At 64.5% G+C, this 16,467-nt stretch carries 18 protein-coding genes and 3 tRNA genes; 19 read left to right on the top strand and 2 right to left on the bottom strand.

Going from position 1 to position 16,467, the window contains the following annotated elements:
• The first annotated feature begins 11 nt into the window (after nt 1-11).
• The 19 genes from IPI56_07265 to IPI56_07175 all read left to right on the top strand — a co-directional run bounded on the left by IPI56_07265 (nt 12) and on the right by IPI56_07175 (nt 14,201).
• Nucleotides 12-1,109 (top strand): CapA family protein, encoded by a 1,098-nt coding sequence (locus IPI56_07265; protein ID MBK7545523.1) that lies wholly within the window; start codon nt 12-14, stop codon nt 1,107-1,109.
• A 94-nt stretch (nt 1,110-1,203) separates the two neighbouring features.
• Entirely contained in the window at nt 1,204-2,121 is a 918-nt protein-coding gene (locus IPI56_07260; protein ID MBK7545522.1) for a hypothetical protein, read from the top strand.
• Between the two features lie 110 nt (nt 2,122-2,231).
• Nucleotides 2,232-2,609 carry a MerR family transcriptional regulator gene (locus tag IPI56_07255; GenBank protein ID MBK7545521.1) on the top strand — a complete coding sequence of 126 codons (378 nt, stop codon included), beginning with the start codon at nt 2,232-2,234 and terminating at the stop codon, nt 2,607-2,609.
• A 17-nt stretch (nt 2,610-2,626) separates the two neighbouring features.
• Nucleotides 2,627-2,698 (top strand) — tRNA-Pro (locus IPI56_07250).
• 36 nt (nt 2,699-2,734) lie between these two features.
• Nucleotides 2,735-3,901, top strand: coding sequence for a glycosyltransferase (locus tag IPI56_07245; protein MBK7545520.1), 1,167 nt, complete (start codon nt 2,735-2,737; stop codon nt 3,899-3,901).
• Nucleotides 3,894-4,718: a lysophospholipid acyltransferase family protein gene (locus IPI56_07240; protein MBK7545519.1), complete on the top strand. Its 825-nt coding sequence runs from the start codon at nt 3,894-3,896 to the stop codon at nt 4,716-4,718. Before IPI56_07245 ends, IPI56_07240 begins: the two co-directional genes overlap by 8 nt.
• A gap of 14 nt (nt 4,719-4,732) precedes the next feature.
• Nucleotides 4,733-4,805, top strand: a tRNA-Pro gene (locus IPI56_07235).
• A 161-nt stretch (nt 4,806-4,966) separates the two neighbouring features.
• The gene (locus IPI56_07230; GenBank protein ID MBK7545518.1) at nt 4,967-5,263 is read left to right on the top strand and encodes an acylphosphatase; all 297 of its coding nucleotides are present in this window, start codon (nt 4,967-4,969) and stop codon (nt 5,261-5,263) included.
• Between the two features lie 14 nt (nt 5,264-5,277).
• Complete coding sequence (locus IPI56_07225; GenBank protein MBK7545517.1) at nt 5,278-6,108, top strand: sigma-70 family RNA polymerase sigma factor; 831 nt, start codon at nt 5,278-5,280, stop codon at nt 6,106-6,108.
• Nucleotide 6,109: 1 nt separating this feature from the next.
• A complete protein-coding gene (locus IPI56_07220; GenBank protein MBK7545516.1) occupies nt 6,110-6,637 on the top strand; it encodes an adenine phosphoribosyltransferase in 528 nt (175 codons plus the stop codon).
• A gap of 186 nt (nt 6,638-6,823) precedes the next feature.
• Nucleotides 6,824-6,897, top strand: a tRNA-Arg gene (locus tag IPI56_07215).
• A 42-nt stretch (nt 6,898-6,939) separates the two neighbouring features.
• Nucleotides 6,940-7,611, top strand: a complete 672-nt coding sequence (locus IPI56_07210) for a tetratricopeptide repeat protein (GenBank protein MBK7545515.1) — start codon at nt 6,940-6,942, stop codon at nt 7,609-7,611.
• Between the two features lie 146 nt (nt 7,612-7,757).
• The gene (locus IPI56_07205; GenBank protein MBK7545514.1) at nt 7,758-8,252 is read left to right on the top strand and encodes a translation initiation factor IF-3; all 495 of its coding nucleotides are present in this window, start codon (nt 7,758-7,760) and stop codon (nt 8,250-8,252) included.
• A gap of 17 nt (nt 8,253-8,269) precedes the next feature.
• The gene (gene rpmI, locus IPI56_07200; GenBank protein MBK7545513.1) at nt 8,270-8,470 is read left to right on the top strand and encodes a 50S ribosomal protein L35; all 201 of its coding nucleotides are present in this window, start codon (nt 8,270-8,272) and stop codon (nt 8,468-8,470) included.
• Nucleotides 8,460-8,819 (top strand): 50S ribosomal protein L20, encoded by a 360-nt coding sequence (gene rplT / locus IPI56_07195; protein ID MBK7545512.1) that lies wholly within the window; start codon nt 8,460-8,462, stop codon nt 8,817-8,819. The genes rpmI and rplT overlap by 11 nt, the downstream gene beginning before the upstream one ends.
• A gap of 33 nt (nt 8,820-8,852) precedes the next feature.
• A complete protein-coding gene (gene pheS / locus IPI56_07190; protein ID MBK7545511.1) occupies nt 8,853-9,917 on the top strand; it encodes a phenylalanine--tRNA ligase subunit alpha in 1,065 nt (354 codons plus the stop codon).
• Nucleotides 9,914-12,301, top strand: a complete 2,388-nt coding sequence (locus IPI56_07185) for a phenylalanine--tRNA ligase subunit beta (GenBank protein ID MBK7545510.1) — start codon at nt 9,914-9,916, stop codon at nt 12,299-12,301. Before pheS ends, IPI56_07185 begins: the two co-directional genes overlap by 4 nt.
• Entirely contained in the window at nt 12,298-13,011 is a 714-nt protein-coding gene (locus tag IPI56_07180) for a hypothetical protein (GenBank protein MBK7545509.1), read from the top strand. Before IPI56_07185 ends, IPI56_07180 begins: the two co-directional genes overlap by 4 nt.
• The gene (locus IPI56_07175; protein ID MBK7545508.1) at nt 13,008-14,201 is read left to right on the top strand and encodes an MltA domain-containing protein; all 1,194 of its coding nucleotides are present in this window, start codon (nt 13,008-13,010) and stop codon (nt 14,199-14,201) included. The genes IPI56_07180 and IPI56_07175 overlap by 4 nt, the downstream gene beginning before the upstream one ends.
• Here IPI56_07175 and IPI56_07170 read toward each other — a convergent pair.
• On the bottom strand, nt 14,147-14,956 hold the full coding sequence (locus tag IPI56_07170) for a hypothetical protein (protein ID MBK7545507.1): 810 nt from the start codon (nt 14,954-14,956) through the stop codon (nt 14,147-14,149). The genes IPI56_07175 and IPI56_07170 overlap by 55 nt on opposite strands.
• Nucleotides 14,953-16,449 carry a beta-N-acetylhexosaminidase gene (nagZ, locus tag IPI56_07165; protein MBK7545506.1) on the bottom strand — a complete coding sequence of 499 codons (1,497 nt, stop codon included), beginning with the start codon at nt 16,447-16,449 and terminating at the stop codon, nt 14,953-14,955. Before nagZ ends, IPI56_07170 begins: the two co-directional genes overlap by 4 nt.
• Nucleotides 16,450-16,467 lie beyond the last annotated feature (18 nt).

Raw genomic sequence — 16,467 nt, 5'->3', positions numbered from 1 at the left:
ACGGGGGGACCGTGCGGCGCGCGTTCTTCCTGGGGGTCCTGGCCCTTTCGCCCCTGCGGGCCGCGGAGACGCGCGTGCACCTCATGTTCGTGGGCGACGTGATGGGCCACGACGCCCAAATCGCCTCGGCCCGGACCGCGGACGGTTCCCACGATTACCGGCACAATTACCTTTATATCAAGCCTATCTTGGACCACGCCGACCTCGCGGTCGCCAACCTGGAAGTGACCTTGGCGGGAGAGCCCTACAAAGGCTACCCGCGTTTCTCGAGTCCGGACGCCCTGGCGGACGCCCTTGAAGAAGCCGGGTTCGACCTGTTGCTCACCGCCAACAACCACGCCTGCGATCGGAACGAGGAGGGCCTTCTCCGCACCCTGCGGACGCTGGACGAACGAAACATTCCCCACACCGGCACCTTTGCTTCGCCGGAGGAGCGGGAGCAAACCTACCCCCGGATCGTCGACGTCAAAGGGGTGCGCCTGGCGTTTCTAAACGCCACCTACGGGACGAACATGCTGAAGGTGTCGACGCCCACCTCGGTGAATTATTTGGATACAAAACAGTTGGAAGCCGACGTGGCCAAGGCCCGGGCCGCGAAGGCCGATTTCATCTTGGCCGCCCTGCATTGGGGAGTCGAATACGAGCGGGGCGCCCACCCATCGCAAAAACAGTTGGCCCGCCGGCTGATCCGCCTCGGGGTGGACGCGGTGATCGGGTCGCACCCGCACGTGTTGCAGGAGATCGTTTCGTTGAAACACAAAAAGCGCCTTCGGGTCGTTTTTTACTCCCACGGCAATTTTATTTCCAACCAGCGCGATCGATTTCGCGACGGCGGCATGATTGGCCACTTGGAACTGGTCAAAGACGACAAGGGCACACGCCCCGTCGATTGGGGCTACACCCCCACCCACGTGTGGAAGCGCCAAACCGACGACATCGCCCGGTTTTACGTTTTGCCCGTGAGCTTTTTTGAGGAAGAGCCCGACCTGTTCGCCCTCGCCCCGGACGATCGGGCCGCCTTGGGCCAGTTCGCCGACGACGCGCGCGCGCACCTCAAAGGCGTGCGCGAGTACCGCTACCGCCCCCGCTTTTCCGCCGAGCCCCGCTAGTTTTATCTCCGCCGCCCCTTGCTTTTGGTTTTTTATTGTGGTCAAATGCCCACGCGGGCATTTAATGCCGCACATTCCGTTTCGCGAGGTGTTCATGATGAACAACAAAATGCGTGTGTTTGTTGGGTTGTCCATGGCGTTCGCCGGGATCGGTTGCTCCAACCCGGAATCGATGTCGAAATTGACGGGCAACGGGCCCGGCATGTCGCGTCTTTCGGCCCAGTCCTCCACCCCGGAGGCGGGCGTCGTAGTCAATCCCGCCAACGGCCATTCCTATCAATTGTTCGTCAACGACGGGCGGCGACCGATGTCGCTGGCGGACGCGCGCGCGCAAGCGGAGGCGATGGGCGGCTATTTGGCCACGGTCACCTCCCAAGACGAGCAGGACTTCATCAACGCCAATATCGACAGTTCCGGCGACCTGTTCGTGTTTCTGGGCGCGAGCCAGCCTGACGGCGCCGAGGAACCCGGCGGTGGGTGGATGTGGCTAACCGGCGAACCGTGGACCTACACGAATTGGGGTCCCGGGGAGCCCAACAACGTCACCACCTACGGCAATGAAAACACCCTGCAAATGCACAACGGCGTTTGGAACGACAACGTTGATACGTTGGAGGACCTGGGCGGCATCAGCAACGCCTTCCTGGTGGAATGGGAAGGTGGTGACACGACGCCCCCGGTCATTGTAAACGCGGCCGCGACACCCGGGCTTCTTTGGCCGCCCAATCACAAGTGGGTGAATGTGGAAATTACCGCCACGGTTTCCGATGACCAGGACCCGGCGCCGAGCTTCCGCATTGTTTCGGTGACGAGCAACGAACCCGAAAACGGACTTGGCGACGGGGACGTCTCCCCCGACTGGGACGTGACGGGGGACCACACCCTCAAGTTGAGGGCCGAACGGTCGGGCCTCGGGAACGGCCGGGTCTACACCGTTCGCATCGAAGCGCGGGACGCCGCCGGCAACACGGCCACCGCCGACGTGCTGGTCAAAGTGCCACACTCAAAATAGTTTGACGGCGGCGCGGCCCCGCCCCGGGTTCTAACGGGGCGGGGCCGGCGACCGCCTTTTTCCCGCCCCGCATTGATTTCCGTCGCGGGGTTTGGTTTAATCTCCTTTCCATGATCTTGGGCGCGCCGCCGGACAAGGACCTCCTCACCATCGGCGAGATCGGTCGCTTGACCGGGGTTCCACCGCACACGTTGCGGTATTGGGAAAAGGCCATCGGCCTGGTGCGCCCCGCGCGGCGCGGCTCGGGCCATCGCCGCTACACAAAAAAAGATTTGGAGTTGTTGGCCAAGGTGCGCGGCCTCGTGGAAGAGCGCGGTTTCACCCTCGCGGGGGTCAAGCGCCACCTGCGGCAGGAAGCCAAGCGCGGGCCGGTGCAGATGCCCTTGGGCTTCGGCGAAACGACGGCGGCGGTGGAAGTCCTTCGGGACCTCAAGACCGAGTTGTCGGCCCTCGTAAAAGATTTAAAAGCGGTCACCTATGAGAAGTAGCGGTCGGCTCGTTGAACCGGGGCGTAGCGTAGTGGTAGCGCACTCGCTTGGGGTGCGAGAGGTCGTGGGTTCAATCCCCACCGCCCCGATTCAACGAGCCGATTCTCTTTTTTGAGCCCCCATCCTTGATCCCCCAGCGCAAAGTCCTCTTTTGTTACATCTCGCCCACCAGCGGCCATCAGCGCGCCGCCGAGGCGGTGATGAACGTGTTGCGCCACCGGCACCCGCCCGTGCCCTGCGAGGGGGTCAATTCCGTCAGCTACGCGAACCCGGTGTTCGGCAAGTTCGTCTCCCGCCTGTACCTTCAGGTTTTGAAGCACGCGCCCCAAGTGTGGGACGTCCTCTACGACAACCCCATCGTGGAAAAAGCGACCCGCGACATCCGCGACTTGATGCACATTTTCAACACCGGCCGCATCGCGGACCTCCTGCGCCAACACCGGCCCCGCTGCATCGTTTGCACCCAGGCGATTCCCGTGGGCCTGTTGTCCGCCCTGAAGGCCCGGGGAAAAATCCGCACGCCGCTCGTGGGCATCCTGACGGATTTCGGCGTTCACAAATATTGGATTTCGCCCGAGGTGGATCTCTATTTGACCCCCAGCGAGGAAATCCGCCGCCGGGTGATCCGCCTGGGCGTCCCCGAATCCCGCGTGCGGGTGACGGGCATTCCGGTGGATCCGCACTTCGGCGCCCGGGGCGACAAGGGCGAAGAACGGCGGGCTTTGGGACTTTCCCCGACCCGCCCCACCGTGCTGGTCATGGGCGGCAATTACGGTCTGGGTCCGGTGGAGGACGCCGTCCACGCCCTCCGGCATTTGCCCTTGGGGCTCCAGTTCATCGTGGTCGGCGGCACCAACCGGCGGTTGGTGCGCTCCCTTAATGCGCGGTTCGGCGACGACCGCCACGTGCGTGTTCTGGGCCACACGCGCACGATCCACCGGTTGATGGACGCCTCGGACGTCCTGATTTCAAAACCCGGCGGCTTGACCACGTCGGAGGCTTTGGCGAAGGGGTTGCCAATGATCATCATCGAGCCCATTCCGGGCCAGGAGGAGCGCAACGCCCAATTTCTTCTCCGCCACGGGGCGGCGGTTCGCGCCGACACCCTGGACGAGTTGGTCCGCTCGGTCGGCGGCTTGTTCAACCACCGGGGTCGGCTGGAGCAATTGCGGGAAAACGGACGCGCGCTGGCGCGCCCGTGGGCCGCCCGAGACGCCGCGGAGGCCATCGTGTCGTTGATGGAAGAACGGCGGCCCGCGCGGTCCCGCGCGGAGGGTCATCCTGTTGCGTGAACATTTCTGGGCCGCGGGACTGGCGTCGACGAGCGCCCTTTGCGGCCTCTTGCCCGCCCGGCCTCGCTATGCTTTGGCGTCGCGAATCGGTCGCGCGGTGGGCGGTTTTTTCCCGATGAAACGGGCGGCGGTGGAGCGAAACTTGGCCGTTATCAACGAACGGTCGGGGCGGCGATTTAAATCCGAGGATGTTTTCCGCAATTTCGGAGTCACCTTGTCGGATTTCCTGGGGGGACGGGTTGTGGACATCGCGGTGGAGGGCCGGGAACACGCCGAGGCGGCCCGCGCGGTGGGGCGCGGGGTTCTGGTGTTGACCTCCCATCTGGGAAACTGGGAATTGGGGGGGCGGGTTTTGGCCGATTGGGGTTGGCCGGTGACGGCCGTTTTTCAACCTTACAAATCCCGGGCGATGCAGAGGTTTATTCAAAAACGCCGGGCGCCGACCTTGCGCTATTTGGCCGTCGGACGCGGCGCGGCCCACGGCGTGGGGAAAGTGTTAAAAAACCACGGGAGCGTCGTGATGCTGGCCGACCGGCCCTTCGGCGAAGACGGCGCGACCGTCACCCTGTGCGGTCGGCCGGCGCGGTTGCCGCGGGGCCCGTTTTTGTTCGCTTGCCGGTTCAACACGCCCGTGATTCCGGGTTTTGTGGTGATGGATCGGCCCGGCCACTACCGGACGATTGTGGAGGCGCCCCTTTGGCCGGAGGGCCCCGACGCCGTCAAGAATTTGATGGACAAGATGGCCCTCGTTCTGGAAAAATATCTCACCCTGTACGCCGATCAATGGTATTGTTTTGAACCGGTGTGGGATTTGTGACGGCGGGTGTGTCTCGGGGTGTAGCGCAGTTGGTAGCGCGCTTGGTTCGGGACCAAGAGGTCCGGGGTTCAAGTCCCCGCACCCCGAGAGACACCCGACGGTGAAGTGCCCCGCGGACCGGGATCGTGGGGGGAGTGGGGAAAAGACGTTGGTGTTTCATCGGCCGTGGGACCCGGGGCCTGTTCGGCCCGTCGCGAACGAGCGCCTCAGGCGCTCGCGACCCCGCACCCCGAGAGACACCCGACGGTATTTTCCAAAAATCCGTGGCCGTTGAGCGCCGACGCTGGCGATTTTTCGGGCGGGTTCAAGGCGTGGGGTTTCGGGCGTTCTGTGCGGGCGCGGCCTGCGCCCGCGGCGTGCGCGGATGGGTTCGCAACGAACCCGACGGATCCGTGAGCGCCGAGGCGGAGGGCCCCCCCGGCGCGCTGGACGCGTTGCGCCACCATCTGGAAAAAGCGCATCCCTTTGCGCGCGTGGACCGCTGGGACGAGTTCGTCGCGTCCCCGCGGCGCGACGACGGCGAAGGGTTTGACATTCAAGGCTGACACCGGGAGCGTTCATGGCAGAAAGTTTGGATTCGGTCACCCTGTACTTCGGCGGCGTTCGTCGGCTGCAAAACGTCAGCAAGGAAGACGTTTCGGAACTGTGGCGGCTGGCGAAAAAGGGCGACCCCAAGGCGAAGAAACGCATCATTGAAACCAATCTGCGCCTGGTCATCCCCATCGCCAAGAAGTACTACCGGCCCGGCGTTGATTTCCTGGACTTGATCGAAGAGGGCAACCTCGGCCTCATGCACGCGGTCGACAAGTTCGACCCGAAACGCGGTTTCCGTTTTTCCACCTACGCGGCCTACTGGATCGAACAGGCCGTCCGGCGCGCCTACGACGAACAATCCAAAACCATCCGCATACCGCCCCACGCCTTGGAGGCCCTTCGCAAGTGGCTGCGGGAGTGGGACCGTTTGTCCGTCAGCCTGAGGCGCAGCCCGACCATGCAGGAGATGGGCAAAACCCTCCATCTGTCCCCCCGGCAAATCAAAAGCGTGATCGACGCCCACGAGGCGGCCAAGTCCGTCGGCAGTCTTGACACGCCTTTGGACGAGGATGAAAACCTTTTCGTGCGGGACATTGTCGCCGACCGAAACGATCTGGGGCCCGAAGAGGTGTTTTCCTACCTGCGGGTCCGGGAAGATTTGGCGCGCGCCCTCGACCAGGTGGAAGCCCGGGAGAAAAGCATTTTGCAAATGCGTTTTGGCTTGACGGGGCGGGATCCCATGACCCTTGAGGAAGTCGGCAAAAAGCTAAAGCTGTCGCGGGAGCGCGTGCGCCAATTGGAGGAGCGGGGGTTGGCGCGCTTGCGGCGCGCCGCCCATCGTCTCGGTTTGGTCTGAGATGGACCGTTCACTGGCCGCCCTGGCTGGGTTTGTCCGCGACGTGCCGAATTTCCCCAAAAAGGGGATCGTTTTCAAGGACATCACGCCCCTGTTGGGGCACGGCCCGTCCTTTCGTCGGTCGGTGTTGCGTTTGGCCCGGGTGGCCCGCGCGGCGCGGGCCAACAAAATCGTGGCCATCGAATCGCGGGGGTTTTTGTTCGGGTCCGCGGTGGCGGCGGTGTTGGGCGTCGGGGTCGTGCCCGTGCGTAAAAAGGGGAAGTTGCCTTACAAAACGTTGTCCGAATGTTACGCTTTGGAGTACGGCAAGGACACCCTGGAAATGCACGTCGACGCCCTTCGCCCCGGGGATCGGGTGTTGATCGTGGACGATGTCTTGGCCACGGGGGGCACCTCGGCGGCCGTGGCGCGCTTGGTGAAGGCCGCGCGGGCGCGGGTCGTGGGAGCGGTGTTTTTAATTGAATTGGGCTTTTTGAAGGGGCGGGGGAAAATACCCCATTTTCCCGTCACGGCGTTGTTGACTTATTAGTGGGTTTTGCCCCCGTAGCTCAATGGTGACCGAGCCAGGGGTGGCGAGGAAATGGTTGAAGCGCGTTAGCGCGGAAACCAGATGTACCTTGGGTTTTGCCCCCGTAGCTCAATGGTGACCGAGCCAGGGGTGGCGAGGAAATGGTTGAAGCGCGTTAGCGCGGAAACCAGATGTACCTTGGGTTTTGCCCCCGTAGCTCAATTGGATAGAGCGGCTCCGTCCTAAGGAGAAGGTTGGTGGTTCAATTCCGCCCGGGGGCGATTTTTGGGCCGGGGGAATCGAAATCCGAAGAGAGGAAAATTATGTCCAGCACACTCTACACGTTGCGGGGTCGGTCCCCGGGAAGACAATCCGCGACGGACCGTCTTTTCTCATGGGCCCGGGAACACCGCGCCCAATTGGGGTTGGCCTTGGGGTTGTCGGTCCTGGCGGGCGGGTTTGCCGCGCTCATCATCGTCAACCGCGGTCGTTTGGCCGACCGAGGGGCCGATCAATTGACCATGGCCCGCATGCAGTTGTCGGCGGGGCGTCAGAATGAGGCGTTCCAAATCTTGGATGAAGTGATTAAGGGAAACCGCGTGAATCCCGTGGGGCTCCAAGCCGCCGTTATCAAAGGCGACGCTTTCATGCAGACCGAAAAGTTCGCCGACGCTTCCGCGGTCTACGAAGAGGCCTACACGCGGACCAACCACCCCGCGTACAAACCGATCTTGCTGGCGGGGATGGCCGCGGCGGCCGTGGAAATGAAAATGCACGCCGAGGCGGTCCGGCATTTCCAGCTCTTCCTTAAAGATTATCCCGAGCACCTCTTGGCCCCGCGCGCTTACATGGAATTGGGGCGCCTCCATCGTGCCTTGAACGCGCCCGAAGAGTCCCGCAAGGTCTTCGAAAAGGTCGTCGCCCTTTACCCTAAATCGCTTTGGGCCGCGGAGGCCCAGTCCGAAATGGGAGGGGGCCCGGCCCCCGCGAAATAGTTGACAGCGGCATCGCCCTTCTGTTAGAATCACTTCGCTTTACAACGACGGAGGAGGGTTCCCTCCTCTGTTTTTTTTAGGAGGCAACGAGCATCTACCCCCGAACCTTTCAACGGCCCCAGTCCAGCTTCAGCGGCGGGCCACGCGTGAACCACCAAATTCGAGCTCAGCAGGTGCGCCTGATCGACGAAGACGGCACCCAATTGGGCGTTAAAAATCTGGACGAAGCCCTGCGGACGGCGCAAGATCGCGGCAAAGATCTGGTGGAAGTGGCCCCGCAGGCCAACCCGCCGGTGTGCAAAGTCGTCGATTTCTCCAAGTACCGTTACGAAAAGGAGAAACAAAAAAAAGAGGCCCGCAAGCACGCCAAGGGCGGCCAAGTCAAGGAAGTCCGTTTCCGCCCGCGTATCGGCGAACACGATTTCGATACCAAGTTCCGGCAGATCCAGAAGTTCTTGGCCGGACGCGACAAGGTGCGCATCACCGTGATGTTCCGCGGCCGGGAGATGGAACACCAGGACCTCGGCAGAAAGATCATTGATCGCTTGAAAGAAAATCTCGGCGAGACGGCCACGGTGGAAAGCGCGCCGACCATGTTCGGGAACCGAATGATTTTGATGTTGGCTCCGCAGAAGAAATAAACAAAAAGAGAAGGGACATGCCCAAAATAAAGACACACAGCGGCACCAAAAAGCGATTTCGCGTCACCGGCACCGGCAAAGTCATGCACCAGACGCAGGGGCGACGCCACCTGCTCATCGGCATGTCGTCGAACCGCCGTCGGCGCTTCCGGAAGGACAACGTTTTGAACGATGTCCAAACCAAAATGATCAAGACCCTGATGCCCTATGCGCGTTAAAACAACCGTCGCGTCCCGTCAAAGCAAGAAGAAATGGTTCCGTCGCGCGAAGGGCGCCTACGCGACCAAGAAAAACCGTTGGCGCATGGTCATTCAGCACCTCGAAATGTCCATGCGTCACATGTACCGCGGCCGCAAACAGAAAAAACGCGATTTTCGCGGCACCTGGATTCAGCGGATCAACGCCGCGGCCCGGCAGGACGGCCTGAGCTATTCCCGTTTCGTGTCCGGCCTCAAAAACGCCGGCGTGGTCCTCGACCGTAAGGTCTTGGCCAACATGGCGGGGGAAGATCCGGCGTCCTTCCAAAAACTCACGGCCCTGGCGAAGGAAAACGCGACGGCGAAATAGTCGGTCCGCGTCCGGCACCCCGGACGCTCTCCCTTGACCTCTCTACTGGAACAGCTCGACGCGCTCAAAGCCGAAAGCCTGTCCGAGGCGGAAGGTCTGTCCACCCCGGAGGCCCTCGAAGCGTTCCGTTTGAAGTACTTGGGGCGCAAGGACGGGCGGTTGACCGCTCTTCTGGCGGCCCTGCCCGGACTTTCCCCCGAGGAACGGCGGGACGTGGGGCGACGCGCCAACGAGTTGAAAAACGCCTTGGAAGAGACGCTCCAGCGGCGACGCAAAGACTTGGACGAGGCGCGGTTGAACGCCGCCCTCACCCGCGCCCCGCTCGACCTCACCCTGCCGGGCGATCCCTTCCTCCGGGGCGGACTTCACCCCCTCACCCGCGTTCAAGAAGAAATCGTCGACATCTTCGTCCGTCTGGGTTTTTCCGTGGCGGAGGGGCCCGAAGTAGAGACCGACGACAACAATTTCACCGCCCTCAATCACCCGCCCGATCACCCGGCGCGCGACGCCCACGACACGTTCTACCTCAAGGATCACAAAGACGAAGCGGGCCGCCCGCTCCTGTTGCGGACCCACACCTCCCCCGTTCAGATCCGCTGGATGCGGTCCCACCCACCCCCGGTGTACATCGTCGCGCCGGGGCGGGTTTTCCGCCATGAGAACGTCGATGCCACCCATTCCTACGTGTTCCACCAGGTGGAGGGCCTGGCGGTGGACACCGACATTTCCCTGGGGGATTTGAAGGGCGTTCTGTCCCTCTTCGCGCAGCGGTTGTTCGGCGGCGCCGGAACCGAGGTGCGGACGCGCTTCCGTCCGTCCTTCTTCCCGTTCGTCGAGCCCGGTTTGGAAATGGATATTTCTTGCACGCTCTGCGGTCAAAAAGGCTGCCGGGTGTGCAAGGGGACGGGGTGGGTGGAAATGTTGGGATCGGGCCTGGTCCACCCCAACGTGTTGCGCGCCGCCGGCTACGACGCCGACGCCCTTTCCGGCTGGGCCTTCGGCATCGGGGTCGAGCGGGTGGCCATGTTCAAATACGGCGTGGACGACATGCGGCTCTTTTATGAGAACGACACCCGCTTTCTGGGGGCCTTCGCGTGAAGCTTTCGCTCGCGTGGTTGAGGGATTTCGTGGACATCAAAGAATCGCCGGAACGCGTGGCCGCGGCGCTTCTCAAGCGCGGTTTCGAGGTGTCCTCCCACCAACGGGTCGGCGGCGACGTGTCGGGGGTGGTGTCCGCGCGGGTGGAGTCGGCGGAAAAACACCCCAACGCCGACAAACTCAAAGTGTGCTCGGTCTTCGATGGGGAACAACGTTTCCCGGTGGTGTGCGGCGCGTCCAACGTCCGGGCCGGAGGGGTTTACCCCCTGGCGCGCCTGGGCGCCCGATTGCCCGGGGATTTCGTCATCGAAAAGCGTCCGCTGCGGGGCGTCGAATCCCACGGCATGATGTGTTCGGCCCGCGAATTGGGATTGGGGGACGACCACGCCGGGCTCTTTGAACTTCCCGGCGACACGCCGCTCGGGAAAAACGTCACCGACCTGCTGGGCCTGGACGACACCGTTTTGGAAATCGAAGTCACCCCCAACCGCCCGGACGCGCTCTCCCATTGGGGCATCGCCCGCGAATTGGCGGCCGCCTTCGGCCGGAAAATGAAAACGCCGGCGGCCCACGCCGCCGCGGGGCCCGCGCGCCGTGATTTGGTCGCCGTGCGGGACGCCGCCTGCGGTTACTACGCGGCCCGGGTTCTCGAGGGCGTTCGGATCGGTCCTTCGCCCCTTTGGCTCCGCCTGCGCCTGGAACGGTGCGGCCTGCGGTCCATCAATAACGTGGTGGACGTGACGAATTTCGTGTTGCTCGACCTGGGGCATCCCCTGCACGCGTTCGATCGCAAAACCCTGGCGGGGGCCGGGGTGGTCGTCCGTCGCGGCGCGGCGGGGGAAACCTTGGCGTGCCTGGACGGCGTGACCCGTCCCGTCGAGGGTTTGCTGGTGATCGCCGACGCCGATCGCCCGGTGGCCGCGGCCGGCGTGATGGGGGGCCAACCGACCGCCGTGTCCGACGCGACGACGGAATTGCTTTTGGAAAGCGCCGTGTTCGCGCCTTCCGATGTGCGCCGAACCCGCCGGGTCCTGAACATTTCCACCGAAAGCTCCTACCGTTTTGAAAGGGGAACCGACGCGGTGCTGGCCGCCCTGGCGGCGCGCCGCGCGGCGGCCTTGATTTTGGAAATGGCGGGCGGTCGGGCCACGGGAAATCAAATCGTGGCGGTAAAAGCCAAGGCCGCGTCCCCGGTGAACGTTCGGTTGGATCGCCTGGCGGGGCTGGTGGGGACGTCCCTCACCGCGTCTCAAGTGAAACAAGCTTTGGCCCCGTTGGGGTTTGTCGTAACCGGCGCCGGGAAAAATCTAAAGGTCAAACGTCCCCCGCATCGGGCCGACGTCCGCGACACGGCCGACGTGGCGGAGGAAATCGCCCGTTCCATCGGTTTGGACCACGTGCCGGAGCGCGTCCGCGGCGCCACGATGGCCCCCCAGGGGGACACGCCTTTGCGGCGGCTTGTCTTGGCGGCCCGGGCCCGCTTCGTCGGGTTGGGATTTTTGGAGGCCAAAACCGCCGGCTTGATTCCCCGCGCGCTCTGGGAAAAATGGGCCGGCCCCGGCGCGGAAATCCCGGCGGAGGTGGACAACCCCCTCTCTTTGTCCGGCGAATGCCTTGGCCCGTCGCTCCTGGCCGGTTTGATGCCCTTGGTGGAAGGAAATCTTCGTCGCGGGAACGGCCTGGTCCGCCTGTTCGAAACCGCCCGGGTGTTCCACCGCGGCCCGGCCGGCGTCGAAGAGGCCGATCACCTGGCCTGGGTGGCCGTGGGCCGCTCCCACGGGGACCATTGGTCCCGGCGCCCCCGGGCGCTGGATGTTTGGGACGCCAAGGCTTGGACGAAAGCGTACTTGAAGGACATTCGATTGGCCGGAGCGCGGTTCGCCGCTCCGGATGTCCCGTTCCTTCATCCCGTTGAAGCCCAAACCGTCTGGATGGGGGAAACCCGCCTCGGGGTTTACGGTCGCGTCCACCCGCGGACGGCGGAGGCGTTGGGCCTCTCCCCGGAGACCTGGGTTGGGGAACTGAATTTGTCGGCCGCTGCCGCCGGGCCCCGCGCGGCGGTTTCCTTCGCGGGCCTTTCCCGTCAGCCGGCCTTGGTGCGCGACTTCTCCCTGGTGTTTCCGGACGCGGTGTCCTGGGCCTCGATCGTTTTTTGGATCCATCGCGAAATCCCCGCGGCGGAATCCGTGGAACTTTTCGACGTTTTCACCGGCGGGGGACTGCTCGCCGGTCGGCGGAGCCTGGCGTTTCGCGTCGCGTTCCGCCACGCCGATAAAACCCTGAGCGACGCCGAGGCCCAGGATCTCCACGCCCGGGTCATTCAGGGGATGGTGAAAACCTTCCAAGCGGAATTGCGGGCGTCGGAGGCCAACGCCGCCCCGTGAGTCGCGTCGCCCGCGCGGGGGTCCTGGCCGCGGCGGTCGCGGCCCTGGGGGTTTTGAGCGGGTGCGTCTACCTGCGGCTTCTGGACGTCAAACGGCAGTTGGTGGATTTCGACCGCCATTTTTTAATCGGCGGTCGCGCGGCATTGACGATCGAATTTCTCACCCCGGTGCTGTTTCAAAAGGACACGCGTTTCCTCATCGGCGCTCCCCCCGCGGGCGAAACTCTCACCGAAGAGGGCACCCTCGACCACTACGAATTCTTTCTTCACCGTTCGACCGACGCCCTTCCGCCCCCTCTTGATCGACTCTCCCTGGACTTGGCTTACCGGGAACGCAAATTGGTAAAAATCATAGTTCCCGAAACGTTCCTTCTCCTGTTCTCGCGCAATGTCCTCGTTGAAACCTTCAAACAAGCCAAAGACGCGGCGGTCTACGAAATGAAACGCCTGGCCCGGGCCAAGATCCGTCTGTCCCCCGCGGTGGAAGCGGAATTGCCCAGCCTCACCCGAACGATTTTCTTGCTCGGGGAACCCGGGGAGAAGGTCTTTTTGGGGGAGGATGAAACCTTGATCTACCGGTTCGGGGTGACCACGGAATCACGGCCGGTTTCGATCGTCGGTCGCTTGACCTTCAACCGCGACGGTCTTTTGAAGCGCGCGGTGGTCCGGTGGGACGCCTCGACCGTGGAAGCGGAGTTCGATCGCTCGTGAGCTCCCGGTCGGCCGCCCTGGCGCTCGTTGCCCTGGCCGGGTGCCTGGGACCCGTGGAAAAAAAAGGGGGGGGCCCCGTGGCGTTCGCGCCGTCGCCGACGGACCGGGGGCTGGTCCGGCTGGAGGCGGCGGCCTGGCCCGCGTTGACCGATGACGCCCCGCGCCCGGCCCTGGCTCGCGCCCTTCGGGCCAGCGTGGATTTTTACGCCCGCCAACCCGGCGATCGGATTTTCCTATTCGGAACCGACGCCTACACCGCCGCCGAACTGGCCGTCGCCTACGGGCGTCTGGCCGACGACCTGCCGGGACTCGGCCTGGGCCTGACGGAACGCGTTCGTCGCGATTTCATTGTTTACATGTCCGCGGGCACGGACGCCGATCGGACCGTTGTGTTTTCCTCTTACTACGAACACGAACTGCCCGCGTCCCTCAAAAAAACCGATCGCTACCGATACCCCCTCTACGCGCGTCCCCCCGATTTGGAGGAGCGCGTCTCCGCGCGCGGGGTCAAAACCGTCGTGCGGCGTTCGGCCGCCGGAACCCGCCCTTACCACACCCGGGAGGAAATCGATTCCAAGGGGGCTCTGCGGGGGCGCGGTCTCGAAATCGCCTGGGCGGACGACCCGGTGCAGGTGTTTTTCCTTCAGGTTCAGGGATCGGGTTGGTTGCGGTTGCCCAACGGGGAGCGGCTGCGGGTGCGCTACGCGGGAAACAACGGCCATCCCTACAAATCGGTGGGCGGGAATTTGATCGCGACCGGTGTGTTGCCCGGGAGCCGGTTCAGCCGTCGAACCATGGTGTCGTTTTTGGAAAAAAGCCCCCAACGCCAGTCGTATCTCAACGTCAATCCCCGGTACGTTTTTTTTCAAATCGATCGAAGCGCCAATCGGGAGAAAGTGTTCGGATCGATCAACGCCCCGTTGACGGGGGGGCGGTCGGTGGCGACGGATTTTTCCCTTTTCCCCGCGGGGGCCTTGGGCTGGATGGAAGCCCGCGAAGACATTCCCGTCGCCCGTTACATCCTCAACCAGGATGAGGGCGGAGCCATCAAAGGCCCGGGGCGCGTGGATTTTTTTGCGGGCGGCGGCCCCGAGGCGGAAAAATTCGCCGTGTCGTTCTGGGAAAAGGGACGCCTTTATTTCCTGGCGCCCCGGCGGGGCAGCGACGGGGGCGCGCCCGCCGGAAACTGACGGGGACGCGCGGCGGCCCGCCGGGCCGGGTTTTCCTCGGCCCGTAGGCAAAATAAGCCCGCCCGTTCGCGCAGGGCCTTTTCAACCCGCCTTCGAAACAAACGATTTTCAAACAGCGAGCCGGTCAGCACCACCGGATGCCTCCGCTCGGGCCGCACCGACAAAACCAAAGCCACCAAGCGCTCGGCGGCTTCCTGTTGCAGCCCCAGGGCCCGCGCGGACCGGCCCGCCAAGAGGCGCCGGGCCCGGGCCGCGACACGGCGCACCTCCGCCGGCGACGGATCGGCGGGCACGGCGCGCCCCGCGCGAATCAAAGATTCCCTCCCGATCCACCACCCGGACCCTTCGTCCCCGCGTCGGGGGCCCAACCCCCCGGCCCGAACCCAGCGGCCCCGGGCGTCCCGCTTGAGCGCCATGGAGCCGGTGCCCGCCACGAGCGTCACGCCGGGGCGCGTTCCCAGGACCGCGTGGTGGCCCAGCTCCACGTCGGAAAACACCGAAACGCTTTTCGCCGAACCGGACCATCGCCGCGCCCAGGCGCGGCGTTCCGCCCGGGTCCATATCCCTTTTGACCCGACGATCAATCGGTCCGCCCGCGGCCATCCCCGCCGGCGTCCAAAGGTTTCGAGCCAGTTCTTTAAAGCGGAGAGGGGGCGGGTCGGCCCCCGCCATCGGGCGATGACGCGGCCCCCGCGGGCGGCGAACAGGCGCAGGGCGCTGCCGCCCCGGTCGATGGCGATGACCGTGGGGGTCACCGGCCGAACACCGCCCGCCGGGCGGCGGCGACTTGGCATCGACGGAATCCGGTGGCCGTGACCACGGTGGTCGCGGGGCGGGCGAATTCGATGTCGTAAGGGTCCCGAAGGGCCACGAGCACGAGGGGGACGCCCAGTGCCTCCAGGGTTTTCAACAACCGGCGGTTCCCGGGTTGCAAGTGCGCGTCGTAGCAGAAAAAAACAACGGCGTCCGACCGGTTCGCCGCCGCGCGGGCGCGGGCGATGTCTTCGCGGCCGGGATCGATGGGCAGAAGGCGAAGGCGGGGGGCGGGGGGAAAGAGATCCGCCGGGTTTTGCAGTTCGGATTCAATGAAAATATTTTTCGCCAGGGGGCGCAGCCGAGGGAACAGGATCAGTGTTCTTGATGTCGCGGGCACCGGCAAGGGCGCGCGCCCGGGCCGTGTTCGGAGCCCGGCCCGTGCCACACGGTCCGCCAGGGCGACGCCGCCCCGCTCCGGGCGGGGCGTGCCGGGGGCGAAGCGCGGACGATGGGCGCCCCGGAGGGCGTCGATCCGCCCAACGGACCTTTCCAGATCGGCGGTTTTGATCTCCCCGGACCGCAGCGCCGCGGCGAGCGAGGAATAAACGTTCCGTTGCCAACCCGCCCGGTGGCAGCAGAGGAGGAGGTCGTGGCCGGCGCGGGCGGCGCGGACGGCCGAAGGGCCGGGACCGCCGAACCGCTTGAGAGCGCCCATTTCCAAATCGTCCGAAGCGATCACGCCGCGGAACCCCAATTCGCTTCGCAGGAGATCGTGCGTTAACCGTCTGGAAAAAGTGACCGGAATCCGCTCGCCGCCCGTGAGGCGGGGGTAGAGCGGGTGGGAGGTCATGACCAGATCGACCCCCGCGCGCAGGGCGGCCCGAAAAGGCGCGAGGGGACGACGGCGGAGCTCCGCCCAGCCCGTGTCGATGACGGGAAGGTCGAGATGGGGGTCCCGGGTGGCCGGGCCCAAACCGGGAAAGTGTTTGGCGCAGGCGCTCACGCCCTCGGCCTGAAGGGCCCGGATGCGGGCGGCGGCCAGGGCCCCGACGCGGCGCGGGTCGCGGCCGTAGGAGCGGATGCCGATGTTGGGGCTGAAGGCGTCCGTCAACACGTCGACGGTGGGGGAAAAGTTCACGTCGATCCCCAGCCGGCGGAGCTCCCGGCCCTCCACGCGCCCTTCGGCCCGCGCCCAATCCGCCCGCCCGGCGTTTCCGAAGGCCAAATTGTCGGGGAAAACGGTCACCCCTCCGCCGAACATGACGACGCGGCCGCCCTCGTGGTCGACGGTGACCAACAGACGCCGTTCCACGGCTTCTTCCAGGTCGCGGATCAAGGCGCGGATTTGCGCGGGGGAGCGGTAATTGATGCGGTAAAGGATGAGTCCGGAGGCGCCCGTGTCCCGGAAGAGGCGTTTGTCCGCGTCGGTCACGGTGGGGCCGGGGATTCCGAACACCAGGGTTCGGCCGATCAGCGCGCGCGTTGTGTCCACAAGATCTCCGTCTCAATA

It is taken from the genome of Elusimicrobiota bacterium, assembly GCA_016706425.1.
Taxonomy (GTDB): Bacteria; Elusimicrobiota; Elusimicrobia; order FEN-1173; family FEN-1173; genus JADJJR01.
Note: the sequence above shows the minus strand (reverse complement) of the source record. Positions and strands in the feature narration are given on the sequence as shown.